Source organism: Nocardioides guangzhouensis, from assembly GCF_004519545.1.
GTDB lineage: Bacteria > Actinomycetota > Actinomycetes > Propionibacteriales > Nocardioidaceae > Nocardioides > Nocardioides guangzhouensis.
In genome coordinates this window covers 37,026-54,208 of sequence record NZ_SDKM01000018.1, presented here as the reverse complement: position 1 = coordinate 54,208, position 17,183 = coordinate 37,026, and the positions used below count along the sequence as shown (strand labels likewise).

The following is a 17,183-nucleotide window of genomic DNA, read 5'->3' as shown; positions in this document are numbered from 1 at the left end:
TCCGGGCCCGCGCCCGCCGATAGGATGGCGGCTCGCACTCGCGAACCCCTCGACCCGAAAGCAGACGGCCTCCGCATGTCCACGCCCGGCTCCACCACCCGCTCCGACCTCCGCAACGTCGCGATCGTCGCCCACGTCGACCACGGCAAGACCACGCTGGTCGACGCGATGCTCCACCAGGCCGGCGCGTTCACCGCCCACCAGGCCGAGGGCGTCGCCGAGCGGGTCATGGACTCCGGCGACCTCGAGCGCGAGAAGGGGATCACGATCCTCGCGAAGAACACCGCGGTCCACTACACCGGCCCGAGCGCGCCCGAGGGCATGACGATCAACATCATCGACACCCCCGGCCACGCCGACTTCGGCGGCGAGGTCGAGCGCGGCCTGTCGATGGTCGACGGCATCGTGCTGCTCGTCGACGCCTCCGAGGGACCGCTGCCGCAGACCCGGTTCGTGCTCCGCAAGGCGCTGAACGCCGACATGCCGGTGGTCCTGGTGGTCAACAAGGTCGACCGCAGCGACGCCCGTATCTCCGAGGTCGTCGACGAGACCTACGAGCTGTTCATGGACCTGCTCGACGAGTCGCACAGCCAGGACGCCCTCGACTTCCCGGTCGTCTACGCCTCGGCGAAGTCCGGCCGCGCGTCGCTGGAGATGCCCGAGAACGGCGGGCTGCCCGACTCCCCCGACCTCGAGCCCCTGTTCCGCACGATCCTCGACACGATCCCGGCGCCGACGTACGACGAGGGCGCGCCGCTGCAGGCCCACGTCACCAACCTGGACGCCTCGCCGTTCCTCGGCCGCCTGGCGCTGCTGCGGGTCCACCAGGGCACGCTGAAGAAGGGCCAGAACGTCGCCTGGATCAAGCGCGACGGCACCTCGAAGAACGTCCGCGTGACCGAGCTGCTGGTCACCAAGGGCCTCGAGCGCACCCCCGGCGAGTCCGCCGGCCCGGGCGACATCGTGGCCGTGGCCGGCATCCCGGACATCACCATCGGCGAGACCCTGGCCGACCCCGAGAACCCGGTCGCGCTCCCGCTCATCCACGTCGACGAGCCGGCGATCTCGATGACCATCGGCACCAACACCAGCCCGCTCGTCGGGCGGGTCAAGGGCGCCAAGGTCACCGCCCGCCTGGTCAAGGACCGCCTCGACAGCGAGCTGGTCGGCAACGTGTCGCTTCGGATCCTCCCGACCGACCGCCCGGACGCCTGGGAGGTTCAGGGCCGCGGCGAGCTGGCGCTGGCGATCCTGGTCGAGCAGATGCGGCGCGAGGGCTACGAGCTGACCGTCGGCAAGCCGCAGGTGGTCACCAAGGAGATCGACGGCAAGCGCCATGAGCCGGTCGAGCGGCTGACCATCGACGCGCCCGAGGAGTACCTCGGCACGATCACCGAGCTGCTCGCCAACCGCAAGGGCCGCATGGAGCAGATGACCAACCACGGCACCGGCTGGGTGCGGATGGAGTTCCTGGTCCCGGCCCGCGGCCTGATCGGCTTCCGCACCGAGTTCCTCACCGAGACCCGCGGCACCGGCATCGCCCACCACGTCTTCGAGAAGTACGAGCCGTGGGCCGGCGAGATCCGCTCCCGCGCGTCCGGGTCGCTGGTGGCCGACCGCAAGGGTGCCGCCACGGCGTACGCCATGACCAACCTGCAGGAGCGGGGCATCATGTTCGTCGAGCCGGCCACCGAGGTCTACGAGGGCATGATCGTCGGGGAGAACTCCCGTGCCGACGACATGGACGTCAACATCACCAAGGAGAAGCAGCAGACCAACATCCGGTCCGCGACCTCGGACAACTTCGAGAAGCTGGTCCCGCCGCGCAGGCTCTCGCTCGAGCAGTGCCTGGAGTTCTGCCGCGAGGACGAGTGCGTCGAGGTGACGCCGGAGATGGTCCGCATCCGCAAGGTGGTGCTGGACCAGAACGAGCGGGCCAAGCTCGCGTCCCGCGCCCGCAAGAGCCAGTAGCTGTCGCGGGACGACATACGCACTGGTTGCTCGGGAAGCCATCTCGTACGACGTCCGCCCCAAAGTCATCCGAGCTGGTCGTCGGGGCGTCGTCGGGGCGGCCAGGTCGTATCACGTTGCGGTCAGGCGCGGCGCAGGGTCGGTGCCAGGACCAGCAGGCCCAGCACCGGGAGGACGGCGAGGGCGGCGACCGCGCCACCGAGGCCGAGGGTGCCGCTCAGGCCTGCCACGACAGCGGAGCCGATGCTGCCGCCGACGAGGAAGAGCAGGGTGGCCACCCCGAGCGCCACGCCACGCACGTCGGGCTCGACGGCATCGCCGACCGCGGCGCTGAGCGCCGGCTGGCCGAGGCCGAACGCGAAGGTGACGAGGACGATCGCGACCACCAGCAGCGGCGCGTTGACCCAGTGCGCACCGAGGGAGGCGACCAGCAGGGCGACCGACGCCACCACGGCGGCGGTCGCGAGGGAGCGACCCGAGCCGATCCGGCCGAGCAGCGGCCCGGCGACACGGGGTACGGCGAGTGCGACGATGCCGCTGGGCAGCATCGCGAGCCCGACCTGCCAGGCCTCCCAGCCGTGGTCGAGCAGCACCGCCGGCATCGCGATGAGCAGCGCGAACCAGGAGGCCGGTACGGCGGCCGCGGCGATCGCGCTGCGCACCACGAGGGCGTTGCGGACCACCGAGAGCGGCAGGAAGCCGTGCGGGCGGCGGCGTACGGACACGGTGACGGCGGGGACGCCGAGCACCAGCAGCCCGGCGCCGACGACGGCGACCACGAGCCCGGCCGACGGCGACTGCACGAGCAGCACCATGCCGGCCGCGGTCAGCGCGACCAGGAGCGCACCGAGGACGTCGAGGGTGGCGCCGCTGCCCTCGTCGGTGAGCGCGCGCCACAGGAACGGGACGACAGCCATGCCGAGGATGGGCAGCGCCATCACCGCGCGCCAGCCGAGCAGTCCCTCGACCGCGCCACCGGCGAGCGGGCCCAGGCAGCTGATCGCGGCGGCGGTGCCGGCGAGCCGGCCGAACGCCAGGCCGCGCACCGACCCGTGGTAGCGCTGCGAAAGGATCGCGACGCCGAGGGTCGGCACGGCGGCGGCACCGGCGCCCTGCAGCACCCGGGCGCCAAGGAGGACGCCGAAGCTCGGGGCCAGGGCGGCGACCATCGCGCCGACGGACATCAGGACCAGCCCGGCCAGCAGCGGGAGCCGGGTGCCGACCAGGTCGGAGATCCGGCCGTAGACCGCCGTGGTGACCGCGAGCATCAGCACGTAGAGGCTGATCGTCCACGCCGCGATCCCGGACGAGACGCCGAGGTCCGGGCCGAGGATCGGCAGCGCCACCGCCGCGGACGACGAGCCCATGCCGGCCAGCCCGAACAGGGCACCGAGCAGTATCGACACCCGGCGCGAGTCGTCCACCGGAACGGCGGTTGCGGTTGCGGGAAGGCGGGCGACGTCGAGGGTGCAGTCGGTGGCGGTCATCGTCAGCCTCCAACGCGCCTGCGTCGCGGCTGATTCCCGGGTCGGCCCGTCGGTCGGACGGTTCCGGCGCCCGCCCGGCCCGGCCTACGGTGAGGCACGACGTCCACCAGCGACCTCGTCCGCCACGCCCACTCGCAGTCGCTCGGCGACCTGCCCCGCCGGACCGCGCTCCGGCTCCCCGACAAGGTCGGCATCGTCGACGGCGACCTGCGCCTCACCTTCGCCGCGTTCGACGACCTGGTCGACCGGACCGCGGCCGCCCTCGTCGACGCCGGGCTCGCGACAGGCGACCGCCTGGCCCTGCTGAGCCACAACTGCTGGCAGTTCGCGGTCCTCGACTTCGCGACGGCACGGGCCGGGGTGGTGCTGGTTCCGGTCAACTTCATGCTCCGCCCCGAGGAGATCGCGTTCATCCTCGACCACAGCGAGGCGAGTGCGTTCGTGGTCGAGGCGGCGCTGACGGACGTCGCTGACAAGGCGCTGGCCGCGAGCGCCGGCTCGGTCCGGCACCGGGTCGCGATCGGCGGCGCCCCGTCCGGCTGGGACGACGTGGCGGCCTGTTCGACCACGCGCCCGGGGCGCCCGACGTACCGGTGGCGGACGACGACCCGGTGCGGCTGATGTACACCTCCGGCACCGAGTCGCGGCCGAAGGGCGCGCTGCTGTCGAGCCGGTCGCTGATGTGGCAGTACGTCACCTGCGCCCTCGACGGCGAGTTCTCCCCCGACGACGTCGAGCTGCACACGCTGCCGCTCTACCACTGCGCACAGCTCGACGTGTTCCTCGGCCCCGACATCTACTTCGGCGCCACCAGCGTCATCCTGCCGGCGCCGGACCCGGCCGCGATCCTGCGCAACATCGAGCAGGAACGCGTCACCAGGTTCTTCGCTCCGCCGACGGTGTGGATCGGTCTGCTCCGCGCGCCCGGCTTCGACGACGCCGACCTGTCCTCGCTGGCGAAGGGCTACTACGGCGCCTCGCCGATGCCGGTCGAGGTCCTCAAGGAGATGCAGGCCCGACTGCCCGACGTCCGCCTCTGGAAACTTCTACGGGCAGACCGAGATGGCGCCGCTGGCCACCCAGCTCGGCCCGTCCGAGCAGCTCTCCCACGCGGGCTCAGCCGGGCGGGCGGCGCTCAACGTCGAGACCCGGATCGTGGACGACGAGGACCGGCAGGTGCCGGCCGGGACCGTCGGCGAGATCGTGCACCGCTCCCCCCACGCGACCCTCGGCTACCACCGGAACGACGAGAAGACCGCCGAGGCGTTCCGGGGCGGCTGGTTCCACTCCGGCGATCTCGGGTACGTCGACGAGGACGGCCGCCTCTACGTCGTCGACCGCAAGAAGGACATGATCAAGACCGGCGGCGAGAACGTCGCCAGCCGCGAGGTCGAGGAGGCGCTCTACCGCCTCGACGGCGTCGCCGAGGTCGCGGTCTTCGGCGTCGACCACCCCCGTTGGGTCGAGGCGGTCACCGCTGTCGTGGTCCCGAAGGACGGGAGCGAGCTCACCGCTGGCGACGTCCTCGCCCACGCGCGCGACGTGCTCGCGCCGTACAAGCGGCCGAAGTACGTCGTCGTCGCCGACGCGCTGCCGAAGAACCCGAGCGGCAAGATCCTCAAGCGGCAGCTGCGCGAGGAGCACGCCCGGATCGCGGACGGCGACGACGGCTGATCCTCTCAGCCCAGGAACGACCGGATCCCGCGCACCAGCCCCGCGGCGTACGTCGCGCGGCCGGAGCGGGTGGTCATCCGGCGGGCGTCGACGGCGGCGCGCATGTTGCCGAGCTCGACCATGACGGTCGGGACGTCGGAGAGGTTGAGGGTGCCGAGGTCGCCGCGGGCGTCGAGACCGTCGCCGCCGGCGATGTAGTTGGCGTAGGGGATGCCCCGCGCGTGCAGGCCGGCGCGGACGTCGAGCGCGAGGTGGCGCGAGGATCGGGCGATGTCGTCGGTCCAGCCCTTGCGGGAGGTGGGCCGGATGACGTGGAAGCCGCGGGCGCCAGAGGCCGTGGAGCCGTCGCCGTGGATGCTGATCTTGAGGTCGGCGTGGGCGCGGTTGCCGGCCCGGCCGCGCACGTCGACGCACGGACCCCACAGGTCCTGGCGGTTCCGGTAGCGGGTCATCCGGACCTCCGCGCCGAGGCCCTCGAGCCGGGTCCTCAGGGCGCGGGCGACCTGGAAGGCCATGGTGGCCTCGGGGTACCCGCCGCGGGTGGCGGTGCCGGTGGTGTTGCACGGCTTCTTGAACCCGCCGGCCGGCACGAGCCTGCTGATCTTGCGCGGGTAGTTGTGGTTGCCGAGCTGGTGGCCGGGGTCGATCACGATCAGCCGACCGGCCAGCGGACCGGGCGCCGCGGCCGGCTGCACCGGCGTACCGCTCGGGGTCGTGGTGGGCACCTCGGCCGGTCCCGCGGGGAGCAGGGCACCGGCCACCGAGCACACCACCACGAGGGCGGAGGCGGCCAGGGTGCGGGTCCACATGGAGTCCCACCCTAGGTCACCGGCCCGGGCGGGCACCGACCCATCAGCCGAGCGGGTCGCGCCCGATGAAGCCCAGCAGGCGGGTCTGCACGTCGGCGTCGGCGGGGACCGGCACCTTCGGGCCGTACTGGCCGGAGGCCCGTAGCACCTCGTCCATGGGCTCCATCCCGGCCAGCATCACCGCGCACTTCTCCGGGTCGAGGGTCTCGTCCTGGCCGGTGGCGCGGGCCAGGTCCCACGTGTGCAGGAAGACGTCGCTGGTGTAGAACATGTCGATCGCGCGGTCCAGCGGGACCACGCCGACGTGCCGGTTGCTGAGCTCGGCGTCGGCGGTGGCCGGGTCGTCGAGGAGCGCCTGGATCGCGTCGGTCTGCACCCGCCACGCGCCCACCGGGTCGTCGTCGACCGACGGGCCCGCGGGGAGCTCGATCCCGGCGCCGCCCTCGAGGAAGGCCGGGAACCACTCGACGAGGTGGCGTATGACGTCGCGCGCGGTCCACCCGTCGACCGGCGCCAGGGCGTCCCAGTCGGCTGTGCCCCGCACGCGGTCGGAGAAGGTGGCCGCGACGACGCGGTGCTCCTCGGCGGGCGCGCGGCCCATCAGTCCAGCCCCCGGGCCAGCATCGCGTCGAGCTTGGCGTAGCCCTCGTTGATGCCGACCTCCATGCCGCTGGCCATCATCCCGGCCTGCGCCTCCATGGAGTCCACGACCGCGGTGGCGACCAGCCGGCACCGACCGCCCTCGAGCGGCTCGAACACCACCGTCTCCAGGGACACGGCGTCCGGCATGCCCTCCCAGGTCCAGGTCTGCACGATCTTCTCGCCGGGACGGACGTCGTGGAACGACCCGTAGAACCAGGCCTCGCCGTCGTCCCAGACCGAGCCGTAGCGGAAGCTGCCGCCGCGCCGGCAGTCGTAGTGGTCGATGGTCGTGGACATCCGGTCCGGGCCGAGCCACTGCTGCAGCAGCTCGGGCTCGGCGTGCGCGCGGTAGACGAGCTCCGGCGGCGCGTCGAACTCGCGGGTGATCGTGACGACCGGGGTGTCGGGGTCGGCGACGATCGTGGCCTCGGGCCTGGTCGTGGTGCTCATGATGCTGCTCCTTCGTCGGGGTCGGTCTGCTGCTGCTCGTCGTCCTGGAGTCGCGCCAGCACCGCGTCGAGGCGCTGGTAGCGCTCCTCGGCCTGGCGCTGGTAGCGCTCGATCCACTTCGTCATGAGGTCGAACACCTCCGCCTCGAGGTGGCAGGGCCTCCGCTGCGCGTCGCGGGTGCGGCTCACCAGCCCGGCGTCCTCGAGCACCCTGAGGTGCTTGGAGACCGCCTGCACGGTCACGTCGTACGGCGCCGCCAGCTGGCCGACGGTCGCGTCGCCGACCGCGAGCCGACCGACGATGTCGCGCCGGGTCGGGTCGGCCAGGGCCGCGAAGACCCGGGAGAGCTGGTCGTCCGGCATGCCCGCCTCCTCGTATTCAACTGATTGGTTGTGAATGACCGTAATCCCGCTTGTTCGCCTTTGTCAACCATTCGGTTGAGAAGGCCACTGGCATGATTCCCCCGTGCCCACCGCCCTCATCACCGGCATCACCGGCCAGGACGGCCTCTACCTCGCCGACCTGCTGCTCGCGAAGGGGTACGACGTCCACGGCGTGGTCCGCGGCCAGAACAACCCGAAGCGGGAGCTGGTACGGCGCCGGCTGCCGGGCGTCCGCCTGCACACCGGCGACCTGACCGACCTGTCCAGCCTCATGCGTGCCCTGCGCGATGCCCGGCCGGACGAGGTCTACAACCTCGGTGCGGTCTCGTTCGTGGCCTACTCCTGGGACAACGCGCACGTCACCACCGACGTGACCGGCAAGGGCGTGCTCAACATGCTCGAGGCGGTGCGGCTGCACGCCGGCGACGACCCGGGGCGGGTGCGCTTCTACCAGGCGTCGAGCTCGGAGATGTTCGGCAAGGTGCAGGAGTCGCCGCAGCACGAGCGGACGCTGCTGTGGCCGCGCTCGCCGTACGGCGTCTCGAAGGTGTTCGGCCACCACATGACGATCAACTACCGCGAGTCCTACGGCATGCACGCGTCGTCCGGGATCCTGTTCAACCACGAGTCCCCGCTGCGCGGGCCGGAGTTCGTGACCCGCAAGGTCACCCGTGCCGCCGCCCGGATCGCGCTCGGGCTGCAGCACGAGCTGGTGATGGGCAACCTCGACGCCCGTCGTGACTGGGGCTTCGCCGGCGACTACGTCGAGGCGATGTGGCTGATGCTCCAGCAGCCCGTGGCCGACGACTACGTGGTGGCGACCGGCGACACGCACTCGGTGCGCGACCTGCTCGACGTCGCGTTCCGGCGCGTCGGTATCGACGACTGGTCGGCGCTGGTGCGGCAGGACCCGGCGTACCTGCGGCCGGCCGAGGTCGACGCGCTGGTGGGCGACGCGAGCAAGGCCCGCGAGGTGCTCGGCTGGCGGCCGCGGGTGGGCTTCGAGGAGCTGGTCGCGATGATGGTCGAGGCCGACCTGGCCGAGCAGAAGCACCTGGCCGGGAGCTGAGGGTGACCCGGGCGTTCGTCACGGGGATCGGCGGGCAGGACGGCAGCTACCTCGCCGAGCGGCTGCTCGCCGATGGTGTCGCGGTGCATGCGCTCACCCACCACGCCGACGACCTGCGGTACTGCCCCGACGGCATCGTCCTGCACCCCGGCGACGTCACGGACCTCGCCGGCACCCGGGCGCTGCTGCTCGACCTCGCGCCCGACGAGGTCTACAACCTGGCCGCGGTCAGCTCGGTCGCGCGCTCGTGGGAGCGGCCCGAGGAGACCCTGTTGGTCAACGGCACCGCCGCGGTGTCCCTGATGCGGGCGGCGCTGGCGTCGCAGGCCCGCTCGGGGCGCGCCGTACGGTTCGTGCAGGCGTCGAGCGCCGAGATCTTCGGCCGGCCCGACCGGTCGCCCCAGGACGAGTCGACGCCGGTGCGGCCGGTCAACCCCTACGGCGAGGCGAAGGCGCTCGCGCACCAAGCGGTCGCGGAGCATCGGGAGCGGGGGCTGCACGCGGTGAGTGCGATCCTCTACAACCACGAGTCCCCGCGGCGGCCGGTCACGTTCGTGACGCGCAAGATCACGAGCACCGTGGCCGCGATCGCGCGCGGCGAGGCGGAGACGCTCACGCTCGGGAACCTCGACGTACGGCGCGACTGGGGCTGGGCGCCCGACCACGTCGACGCGATGGTGCGGGCCGCCCGTGCCGGCCGACCCGACGACTACGTGGTGGCGACCGGCGAGAGCCACTCGGTGCGCGAGCTCGCCCTGGCGGCGTTCGCGCACGCGGGCGTGACCGACGGTGCCGCGAGACTGCGCTCCGACGAGGCGTTGTCCCGTCCCACCGACGCCCTCGACCTGACCGGTGACGCCTCCCGGGCCCGCGAGCGGCTCGGCTGGAAGCCCACCCTCACGTTCCCCGAGATCGTGGCCCGCATGGTCGACGCCGACCTCCACCCACCCCCTTGAGTCGCGCCCCCTACCCGTTGAGTCGCGCCCCCCTACCCGTTGAATCGCGCCTCGCTACACGTTCAGTTGCGCTCGGCTATGCGTTGAGTCGCGCCTCGCTACCCCTTGAGTCGCGCCTCGCTCTGTGGACGCGACGGGGAGGCGCCACTCGACCCTCAGGAAGCCGCCACTCACCCCTCAGGGAGGCGCAGCTCGACCCTCAGGGAGGCGCAACTCAACGCCTAGAGGTCACCGTCGAGCAGGCCGAGGAGATAGTGGCCGTACCCGCTCTTGGCGAGCGGTTCGGCGAGCTCGCGGAGCGCCTCCGAGGTCAGGAAGCCCATGCGCCAGGCGATCTCCTCCGGGCACCCGATCTTGACGCCCTGGCGGCCCTCGATGGTGCGCACGAAGTTGCTGGCGTCGTTGAGCGAGTCGAAAGTGCCCGTGTCGAGCCAGGCGGTGCCGCGCGGCAGGACCTCGACCTGGAGTCGGCCCTCCTCGAGGTAGATGCGGTTCAGGTCGGTGATCTCGAGCTCGTCGCGGGCGGACGGCTTCAGCGTGCGCGCCCGCTCGACGACGTCGTTGCCGTAGAAGTAGATGCCCGGCACCGCGTAGTGGCTCCGGGGCTTCTCCGGCTTCTCCTCCAGGGACACGGCCCTGCCGTCCTCGTCGAAGTCGACGACGCCGTACTCGCTGGGATTCGCCACGTGGTAGCCGAAGATCGCGGCCCCGTCGATCTCGGAGAAGCGCCTCAGCTTCAGGCCCAGGCCCTGTCCGTGGAAGATGTTGTCGCCGAGGACCAGCGCGCACGCGGAGCCACCGATGTGCTCCTCCCCGATCAGGAAGGCCTGGGCCAGGCCGTCCGGGCTCGCCTGCTGGGCGTAGGAGATCGTCATGCCGAACTGCGAGCCGTCCCCGAGCAGGCGCCGGAAGGCTTCGGCCTCGTGCGGGGTGGTGATGACCAGCACGTCACGGATCCCCGCGAGCATCAGCGTGGACAGCGGGTAGTAGATCATCGGTTTGTCGTAGACCGGGACGAGCTGCTTGCTCACCGCCTGGGTGATCGGGTGCAGACGCGAGCCGGTTCCGCCGGCGAGGATGATTCCTTGCATGCGCGCATCCTAGAATGAGTGCGGCGGCCTGGCTGGGTCGCACGGGTCTCGGGGGAACGTCTTGGGGGAGACGGGGGACCACGATGTCAGCGACGCACGAACCACGCCCGCACGCCGTAACGCGGGAAAGGCAACGCAGCCGACCACGACGAGGTGCGTTCGTGAGGCGGCACAAGGCCATGATCATCATGTTCCTGCTGCTGCTCGCGCCACTGGCCGGCCTGTCCGTCTGGGCCTACTACCTCGAGACGCAGATCGACGCGATCCCTCGCTTCGAGATGACGCTCGACCGCCCGGACCGGCCGGCGGCACCCGGGGGGAAGGCGCAGACGTTCCTCTTCGTCGGCGTCGACTCGGCGCAGGCGGGCGGATCCTTCCGCAACACCATGCAGCAGGTGGAGTGGCCGATCGGCTCGTTCCGCAGCGACGTCATCATGGTGGTCCACCTCGCGGCCGACCGACGGCATGTGCAGGTCGTCTCGCTGCCCCGCGACAGCTGGGTCCCCATCCCCGGTCACGGGCACGGCAAGATCAACGCCGCGTTCTCCTTGGGTGGTCCCGAGCTGCTGGCGCGCACGGTGGAGGACGTCACCGGGGCGTACGTCGACCACGTGGTCGTCATCGACTACGCCGGGTTCGAGGAGGTGTCCCGGATCGTCGACGGCGTCCCGGTCTACCTCGCCCGGCCGGAGTCGCTCGCCGGCCGGATGCACCCGGAGGGCTGGAACGACCTCCGTGGTCGTGAGGCCCTCGACTACGTCCGGCAGCGCTACGACCTCCCCGGCGGTGACTTCGAGCGGGTGCACCGCCAGCAGGACTTCCTCCGAGGGCTGCTGGAGCGACTCGGGGACGTCGCCCCGCGGGACCCGGTGACCGGAACCCGGCTCGCCGGCCAGCTCTCCCGCCTGGTGGCGGTGGACGCCGACCTCACCACCGGCACGATCCGCTCGCTGGCCTGGGACCTCCGCCACCTCCAGGGCGAGGACGTGCGGTTCTTCACGGCCCCCACGTCGGGCCTGGGTCGTGAAGGAGCAGCCAGCGTGGTCCGACTGGACACCGCGGCGACCCGGGAGCTCTTCCGGGACATCCGCAAGGGAACGTTCCGGAAGTGGGAGCACGAGCAGGACCTCCAGGCGGCGCGGGACGAGGACGCGCTTCCCTGACCCTCGCGACCGCCGTCCGGGTGTCGGCGATGACGGTCCGGGCCGGTGCCTCACCTAGGATGGCCGGCCGGCCCGCCAGCGGCCACGGGGCTGCCCATGCCCCGGCATCGACACACAGCACGATCGACACACAGCACGGAGGACCACGTGGCCCACGCGACTCAGGACGCTCGGGCGGAGGAGCAGGGCCGGACCGGGGAACAGGTTCGGACCGAGGAGCGCCGCCGATCCGGCTTCGTCCGCCGCCACAAGGCCATGGTCATCATGGTCGTCCTGCTGCTGACGCTGCTGGCAGCGGTCGGCGGCTGGGCCCTCTACCTGAACGCCCAGGTGGGCCACATCTCGAGGTTCGAGGTCGACCTCGACCGCCCGGACCGTCCGTCCCGTCCGGCCGGTGAGGCGACCACCTTCCTCCTGGTCGGCGTGGACGCGGCGCAGGCGGGCGGTTCTTTCGAGAACACCATGAAGCAGTCCTCGTGGCCGATCGGGTCCTACCGCAGCGACGCGATCATGGTGCTGCGCCTGTCCGCGGACCGCACCCGCGCCACCGTCGTGTCGATCCCGCGGGACTCCTACGTGCCCGTCGACGGGTACGGCCGTACGAAGATCAACGCGGCGTTCTCGTACGGCGGGCCCGAGCTGCTGGCTCGCACGGTGGAGGACGCGACCGGGCTCTACCTCGACCACGTCGCGGTGATCGACTTCGCCGGGTTCGAGGAGGCCACCCGCGTGGTGGACGGGGTCCCCGTGACCCTGAGCCGCGACGAGAAGCTCGACGGCGCCGACTACCGGGCCGGGCAGCACGAGCTCGAGGGCGGGGCGGCGCTCGCCTACGTCCGGGCCCGTAAGAGCCTTCCGCGCGGTGACTTCGACCGGGTCCAGCGCCAGCAGAACTTCATCCGCGGGTTCCTGGACCGGGTCGGCGAGCTCGGCCCCGGCGACCCGTTGACCGGCACCCGGCTCGCGCAGCAGCTCTCGAAGCTGGTGGCGGTCGACGCCGACCTCACCAACGGCGCGATCCGCTCGTTGGCGTGGGACCTCAGGGGCTTCACGAGTGGCGGTGTCGACTACTACACGGTGCCCACGAACGGAACCGCGATGGTGCACGGCGCCAGCATCGTCCGCCTCGACAAGGAGGCGACCCGGGGGATGTTCACCGCCCTCGGCAAGGGATCGATCGACCGCTGGGTGGACCGTCATGACGTGGAGCGGCTGCCTCGCCGCGATGCCGTCAGCTAGACCACATTAGGATCTGGCGCATGGATCGCATTCTGGTCACCGGAGGCGCGGGGTTCATCGGGTCGAACTTCGTGCACCACGTCATCGCCCACACCGACGCCCGCGTGACGGTGCTGGACAAGATGACGTACGCCGCGTCCCGCGAGTCCCTGGACGGCCTCCCGGACGATCGGGTCGAGCTGGTCGTCGGCGACGTGGCCGACGCGATGCTCGTCGACGAGCTGGTGCGCGACCACGACGTGGTCGTCCACTACGCCGCGGAGTCGCACAACGACAACTCCCTCGACGACCCCTCGCCGTTCGTGCAGACCAACCTGATCGGCACGTTCTCCCTGCTGGAGGCGGTCCGCAAGCACGACACCCGCTTCCACCACATCTCCACCGACGAGGTGTACGGCGACCTGGAGCTCGACGACCCGAAGCGGTTCACCGAGGACACGCCGTACAACCCGAGCAGCCCGTACTCCTCGACCAAGGCCGGCTCCGACCTCCTGGTCCGGGCCTGGGTCCGCAGCTTCGGCGTCCGCGCCACGATCTCGAACTGCTCCAACAACTACGGGCCGTGGCAGCACATCGAGAAGTTCATCCCGCGCCAGATCACCAACGTCCTCGTCGGGATCCGGCCCAAGCTCTACGGCACCGGCGCCAACGTGCGCGACTGGATCCACGCCGACGACCACTCCTCCGCGGTGCTGACCATCCTCGAGAAGGGTCGGATCGGCGAGACCTACCTGATCGGCGCGGACGGCGAGAAGAGCAACCTGGACGTGGTCCGGCTGATCCTCGAGCTGATGGGTCGCCCGGCGGACGACTTCGACCACGTCAACGACCGCGCGGGGCACGACCTGCGCTACGCGATCGAGTCCGGCAAGCTGCGCTCGGAGCTCGGCTGGCGGCCGACGTACGGTGACTTCGAGAGCGGGCTGGCCGCGACCATCGACTGGTACCGCGGGCACGAGGACTGGTGGCGGTCGCACAAGGAGGCCACCGAAGCCGGCTACGCCGCGAAGGGGCAGTAATGGGTGGGATCTCGGTGCAGACCACCCCCGTCCCGGGGCTGCTCGTCGTCCATCTCGACGTGCGCGAGGACCCGCGAGGATGGTTCAAGGAGAACTGGCAGCGGGAGAAGATGGTGGCGCACGGCGTCCCCGACTTCGGGCCCGTCCAGAACAACATCTCCTTCAACGGCAGGGCGGGCACCACGCGCGGCATCCACGCCGAGCCGTGGGACAAGTTCGTCTCCGTCGGGAGCGGGCGAGCCTTCGGGGCCTGGGTCGACCTGCGGGCCGGCGACTCGTTCGGGGCCGTGTTCACCGTCGAGCTGACGCCCTGGGTCGCCGTCTTCGTCCCGCGTGGCGTCGGAAACTCGTTCCAGACGCTGGAGGACGCGACCTCCTACACGTACCTCGTCAACGAGCACTGGCGGCCGGACGCGAGCTACGCAGCGCTCGCGCTCGACGACCCCACCGTCGCCATCCCCTGGCCGATCCCCCTCGCCCAGTCGGAGGTGTCGGCGAAGGACCTGCACGACAACCCGCGACTGGCGGAGGTGGTCCCGATGCCGCCCCGCCGCACCCTCGTCCTCGGCGCGGACGGGCAGCTGGGTCGTGCCCTCAGGGAGGTCTTCCCCGACGCGCACGCGGTCGGTCGGAGCGAGCTCGACCTCAGCGACCTCGACGAGATCCGAAGCTGGCCGTGGTCCGAGTACGACACGATCATCAACGCAGCCGCGTGGACCGCGGTCGACGCCGCCGAGGACCAGCGAGGCCCGGTCTGGTCGGTGAACGCGTCCGCGCCGGCGGAACTGGCCAGCGTGGCGCGCGACTTCCGGATGACGCTGGTGCACTACTCCACGGACTACGTCTTCGACGGCACGCGTCCCCTTCATGCCGAGGACGAGCCCCTGTCGCCGCTCGGCATCTACGGACAGTCCAAGGCTGCTGCCGAGCTCGCCATCGCCGGCGCACCGCGCCACTTCATCCTCCGGACGTCGTGGCTGGTCGGCGACGGCGCGAACTTCGTGCGCACCATGGCCGCCCTGGCCGACCGCGGGGTCAGTCCCCAGGTCGTCGACGACCAGTTCGGGCGCCTGACGTTCGCCGACGAGCTCGCCCGGGCCACGAAGCACCTCCTCGACACCTCGTCACCCTTCGGGACCTACCACGTGAGCAACTCCGGCGAGCCGACCTCGTGGTGCGAGGTGGCTCGCGAGGTCTTCCGCCTGCGTGGTCGCGATCCGCAGGACGTGAGCGAGGTGAGCACCGTGGAGTACTTCCGGGACCGCCCGGGCGCGCCCCGCCCGCGGCACAGCACCTTCGCGCTCGAGAAGCTCGCGGACACCGGCTTCCGTCCGGCGGACGCCCTGCCTGCCCTCGCGGCGTACGTCGCGGAACTCCCCCGCGGCTGAGGCAACCCCGTCCGGTGGTCACCTCGTTCTGGGGGTGACGAGGGGAGAACGGATGCGTCGCAGGGACGACCAGGAGTTCGCCGACTTCGCCGTGGCCGCCCGGCCGCGGCTCCGGCGGACCGCCTACCTGCTGTCGGGCGACTGGGAGCTGGCCGCCGACCTGGCCCAGGAGGCACTGGTCCGCGTGTACGTCGCGTGGCCGCGGCTGCACCGCGCCGGCGAGGGCGTGCACGCGTACGCCCGGCGCTGCGCGGTCTCGGCGTGGATCGACTGGACCCGCAAGCGGTCCAACCGGGAGCTGCCCACCTCGGCCGAGGTGCTGGACCGCGGCCAGGTCGAGGGGCCGGCCGAGCCGCTGGCCGTGCGCGACGAGCTGATGGGCGCGCTGCGCGAGCTCGGACCCCGACAGCGCGCCTGCGTCGTGCTCCGCTACTACGACGACCTCGGGGTCGCGGACACCGCCCGGGTGCTCGGCTGCACCGAGGGCACGGTCAAGAGCCAGACCGCGAAGGCGCTGGCCTCCCTGCGTCGCCACCTCGAGCTCCGAGACCTGGTCGCAGCCGCGGAAGGAGGCCTGTGATGGTGGAGACCCTGTCCGAGCGGCTGCACGCCGCCGCCGACGGCACTCCCGAGGACCACTTCGACCCCGCCACCGTGATCCGGGCCGGCCGCGGCCGGGTGCTCCGCCGCCGGGCCGCCCTCGGCGGCGCCGCCCTGGCCACCCTGGCCGTGGTCGGAGGGGTGCCGCTCGCCCTGGCCGGCGGTGGCGGCGACGGGGACGGTGCGCCCGCCTCCCCGCCGCCCGCCGAGCGGCTGACGCTCGACGACGCGAGCCCGGCGGTCGAGGGCCGCGACTACGTCGTCGAGCGGACCGTCCGCAGCGCCGACACCGAGGCGTCCGGTGGTCCGTTCGTCCGCGGGATCACGCCCGACGGCACCACCGTCCTCCAGCGGTACCCCCACGGCGTGGAGCGGACCCAGGAGAGCGAGGTCGGCCTGGCTCCGCCCGGGGGCGAGGTCCGCTGGCTGGCCGCTCCCCCCGGGCTCGGCAACTACGCCGGCACCGCCGGCGCCGACCTGGTCTTCGAGGACGGCGGCGACGAGTCCGACGGCTCGGTGGCCGGGTTCTGGCTCTTCGAGGCGCAGCGCGGACGCTGGCGGGCGTGGACCGACGACCGGGGCAGCCTGGTCATGTTCGACACCAGCGCCGGGCCGGTGGCCGCCGGCAGCGACCAGGTCCTGACCACGAACGGGCCGACGTTCCAGGGCCCGCGGACCCAGCTGTTCCGGACCTCGACCGCGCCGGGCAGCGCACTGGCCCCGTTCGCGACGGCCGGCAACGTCGCGCAGCGCGGCACGACGTACGCCTACACGGACACGCTGGCCCGGCCGAACCACGAGGTGACGGTCGGCGACCTGGCCGCCGGGCGGACCGTCTCGTTCGACCCGCACACCGGCGACTGCCGCCAGATCGGGGTCGGCCTGGCCGCCGACGCCGTGGTGGTGACGACGAACTGCGCCATCGGCGACGACCCGAACGCGATGACCGACATCGTCGACCACATCGACGTGTTCGACCTCGACGGCAGGCCGCTGGCAAGCCTCACCGGCGACCAGCTCGGCCCGGTCGCCACCTCCGACCGGTGGCTGACCGTCAAGACCCGCGAGGAGGGACGAGCCGGGGTCTACGCCTACTCCTTCGACGACGGCCGGCTCCTGCGGCTCACCGACCGGGAGAGCTCCTACACCGGGGACGCCGCCGGGGCCGGCGACCGGCTGGTCTGGGAACGTCCGGTCGACGGCGACCATGGCGTCGCGTTCACCGTGGCCCGGATGCGCTGA

17 protein-coding genes and 2 pseudogenes are annotated in these 17,183 nt (G+C 71.9%); 13 read left to right on the top strand and 6 right to left on the bottom strand.

Annotated features, from left to right (window positions below; all coding sequences use genetic code 11):
• Nucleotides 1-75 precede the first annotated feature (75 nt).
• The gene (gene typA, locus EKO23_RS13310) at nucleotides 76-1,971 is read left to right on the top strand and encodes a translational GTPase TypA (RefSeq protein WP_134718061.1); all 1,896 of its coding nucleotides are present in this window, start codon (nucleotides 76-78) and stop codon (nucleotides 1,969-1,971) included.
• A 122-nt stretch (nucleotides 1,972-2,093) separates the two neighbouring features.
• On the opposite strand, the gene EKO23_RS13305 is transcribed toward typA, so the two are convergent.
• The gene (locus tag EKO23_RS13305) at nucleotides 2,094-3,458 is read right to left on the bottom strand and encodes an MFS transporter (RefSeq protein ID WP_134718059.1); all 1,365 of its coding nucleotides are present in this window, start codon (nucleotides 3,456-3,458) and stop codon (nucleotides 2,094-2,096) included.
• Nucleotides 3,459-3,608: 150 nt separating this feature from the next.
• On the opposite strand from EKO23_RS13305, the gene EKO23_RS26485 reads away from it, so the two are divergent.
• The 4 genes and pseudogenes from EKO23_RS26485 to EKO23_RS26160 all read left to right on the top strand — a co-directional run bounded on the left by EKO23_RS26485 (nucleotide 3,609) and on the right by EKO23_RS26160 (nucleotide 5,132).
• On the top strand, nucleotides 3,609-4,079 hold the full coding sequence (locus EKO23_RS26485) for an AMP-binding protein (protein ID WP_217702619.1): 471 nt from the start codon (nucleotides 3,609-3,611) through the stop codon (nucleotides 4,077-4,079).
• Nucleotides 4,079-4,426: pseudogene (locus EKO23_RS26595) on the top strand (AMP-binding protein); the annotation flags it as partial. The gene EKO23_RS26485 and the pseudogene EKO23_RS26595, both read left to right, overlap by 1 nt.
• A gap of 73 nt (nucleotides 4,427-4,499) precedes the next feature.
• Nucleotides 4,500-4,685: pseudogene (locus EKO23_RS26590) on the top strand (AMP-binding protein); the annotation flags it as partial.
• A gap of 123 nt (nucleotides 4,686-4,808) precedes the next feature.
• Nucleotides 4,809-5,132, top strand: coding sequence for an AMP-binding enzyme (locus tag EKO23_RS26160; RefSeq protein WP_246051073.1), 324 nt, complete (start codon nucleotides 4,809-4,811; stop codon nucleotides 5,130-5,132).
• A 5-nt stretch (nucleotides 5,133-5,137) separates the two neighbouring features.
• Here the strand turns inward: EKO23_RS26160 and EKO23_RS13295 are convergent, their stop codons facing one another.
• From EKO23_RS13295 to EKO23_RS13285, 4 genes are read right to left on the bottom strand one after another with little or no spacing between them, the layout of a single operon-like run.
• On the bottom strand, nucleotides 5,138-5,941 hold the full coding sequence (locus tag EKO23_RS13295) for an N-acetylmuramoyl-L-alanine amidase family protein (RefSeq protein ID WP_134718057.1): 804 nt from the start codon (nucleotides 5,939-5,941) through the stop codon (nucleotides 5,138-5,140).
• Nucleotides 5,942-5,984: 43 nt separating this feature from the next.
• Nucleotides 5,985-6,542, bottom strand: a complete 558-nt coding sequence (locus EKO23_RS25285; protein ID WP_167880462.1) for a TIGR03086 family metal-binding protein — start codon at nucleotides 6,540-6,542, stop codon at nucleotides 5,985-5,987.
• The gene (locus EKO23_RS25280; protein ID WP_167880461.1) at nucleotides 6,542-7,033 is read right to left on the bottom strand and encodes an SRPBCC family protein; all 492 of its coding nucleotides are present in this window, start codon (nucleotides 7,031-7,033) and stop codon (nucleotides 6,542-6,544) included. Before EKO23_RS25280 ends, EKO23_RS25285 begins: the two co-directional genes overlap by 1 nt.
• Nucleotides 7,030-7,395 carry an ArsR/SmtB family transcription factor gene (locus EKO23_RS13285; RefSeq protein WP_134718055.1) on the bottom strand — a complete coding sequence of 122 codons (366 nt, stop codon included), beginning with the start codon at nucleotides 7,393-7,395 and terminating at the stop codon, nucleotides 7,030-7,032. The genes EKO23_RS25280 and EKO23_RS13285 overlap by 4 nt, the downstream gene beginning before the upstream one ends.
• Nucleotides 7,396-7,498: 103 nt before the next feature.
• Between EKO23_RS13285 and EKO23_RS13280 the strand changes: the two genes are divergently transcribed.
• Both EKO23_RS13280 and EKO23_RS13275 read left to right on the top strand, forming a co-directional pair.
• On the top strand, nucleotides 7,499-8,485 hold the full coding sequence (locus tag EKO23_RS13280) for a GDP-mannose 4,6-dehydratase (protein WP_134718053.1): 987 nt from the start codon (nucleotides 7,499-7,501) through the stop codon (nucleotides 8,483-8,485).
• 2 nt (nucleotides 8,486-8,487) lie between these two features.
• Nucleotides 8,488-9,441, top strand: coding sequence for a GDP-mannose 4,6-dehydratase (locus EKO23_RS13275; protein WP_134718051.1), 954 nt, complete (start codon nucleotides 8,488-8,490; stop codon nucleotides 9,439-9,441).
• 221 nt (nucleotides 9,442-9,662) lie between these two features.
• On the opposite strand, the gene rfbA is transcribed toward EKO23_RS13275, so the two are convergent.
• Nucleotides 9,663-10,532 carry a glucose-1-phosphate thymidylyltransferase RfbA gene (rfbA, locus tag EKO23_RS13270; RefSeq protein ID WP_134718049.1) on the bottom strand — a complete coding sequence of 290 codons (870 nt, stop codon included), beginning with the start codon at nucleotides 10,530-10,532 and terminating at the stop codon, nucleotides 9,663-9,665.
• Nucleotides 10,533-10,693: 161 nt separating this feature from the next.
• Here rfbA and EKO23_RS13265 point away from each other — a divergent pair, with 161 nt between their 5' ends.
• From EKO23_RS13265 to EKO23_RS13240, 6 genes are all read left to right on the top strand, one after another.
• Nucleotides 10,694-11,695, top strand: a complete 1,002-nt coding sequence (locus EKO23_RS13265) for an LCP family protein (protein WP_167880460.1) — start codon at nucleotides 10,694-10,696, stop codon at nucleotides 11,693-11,695.
• Nucleotides 11,696-11,842: 147 nt separating this feature from the next.
• Nucleotides 11,843-12,934, top strand: a complete 1,092-nt coding sequence (locus tag EKO23_RS13260) for an LCP family protein (protein WP_167880459.1) — start codon at nucleotides 11,843-11,845, stop codon at nucleotides 12,932-12,934.
• 20 nt (nucleotides 12,935-12,954) lie between these two features.
• A complete protein-coding gene (rfbB, locus tag EKO23_RS13255; protein ID WP_134718043.1) occupies nucleotides 12,955-13,953 on the top strand; it encodes a dTDP-glucose 4,6-dehydratase in 999 nt (332 codons plus the stop codon).
• Nucleotides 13,954-13,967: 14 nt separating this feature from the next.
• On the top strand, nucleotides 13,968-15,341 hold the full coding sequence (locus tag EKO23_RS13250) for a sugar nucleotide-binding protein (protein ID WP_425464395.1): 1,374 nt from the start codon (nucleotides 13,968-13,970) through the stop codon (nucleotides 15,339-15,341).
• A gap of 52 nt (nucleotides 15,342-15,393) precedes the next feature.
• Nucleotides 15,394-15,921, top strand: coding sequence for a SigE family RNA polymerase sigma factor (locus tag EKO23_RS13245; RefSeq protein WP_134718039.1), 528 nt, complete (start codon nucleotides 15,394-15,396; stop codon nucleotides 15,919-15,921).
• On the top strand, nucleotides 15,921-17,183 hold the full coding sequence (locus EKO23_RS13240) for a hypothetical protein (RefSeq protein ID WP_134718037.1): 1,263 nt from the start codon (nucleotides 15,921-15,923) through the stop codon (nucleotides 17,181-17,183). The genes EKO23_RS13245 and EKO23_RS13240 overlap by 1 nt, the downstream gene beginning before the upstream one ends.

Excerpts from the sequence above, each read along its gene's own strand:
- typA (WP_134718061.1), top strand. The coding sequence starts at position 76 with ATGTCCACGCCCGGCTCCACCACCCGCTCCGACCTCCGCAACGTCGCG.
- EKO23_RS13305 (WP_134718059.1), bottom strand. The coding sequence starts at position 3,458 with ATGACCGCCACCGACTGCACCCTCGACGTCGCCCGCCTTCCCGCAACC.
- EKO23_RS26160 (WP_246051073.1), top strand. The coding sequence starts at position 4,809 with ATGATCAAGACCGGCGGCGAGAACGTCGCCAGCCGCGAGGTCGAGGAG.
- EKO23_RS13295 (WP_134718057.1), bottom strand. The coding sequence starts at position 5,941 with ATGTGGACCCGCACCCTGGCCGCCTCCGCCCTCGTGGTGGTGTGCTCG.
- EKO23_RS25285 (WP_167880462.1), bottom strand. The coding sequence starts at position 6,542 with ATGGGCCGCGCGCCCGCCGAGGAGCACCGCGTCGTCGCGGCCACCTTC.
- EKO23_RS25280 (WP_167880461.1), bottom strand. The coding sequence starts at position 7,033 with ATGAGCACCACGACCAGGCCCGAGGCCACGATCGTCGCCGACCCCGAC.
- EKO23_RS13285 (WP_134718055.1), bottom strand. The coding sequence starts at position 7,395 with ATGCCGGACGACCAGCTCTCCCGGGTCTTCGCGGCCCTGGCCGACCCG.
- rfbA (WP_134718049.1), bottom strand. The coding sequence starts at position 10,532 with ATGCAAGGAATCATCCTCGCCGGCGGAACCGGCTCGCGTCTGCACCCG.
- rfbB (WP_134718043.1), top strand. The coding sequence starts at position 12,955 with ATGGATCGCATTCTGGTCACCGGAGGCGCGGGGTTCATCGGGTCGAAC.
- EKO23_RS13245 (WP_134718039.1), top strand. The coding sequence starts at position 15,394 with ATGCGTCGCAGGGACGACCAGGAGTTCGCCGACTTCGCCGTGGCCGCC.
- EKO23_RS13240 (WP_134718037.1), top strand. The coding sequence starts at position 15,921 with ATGGTGGAGACCCTGTCCGAGCGGCTGCACGCCGCCGCCGACGGCACT.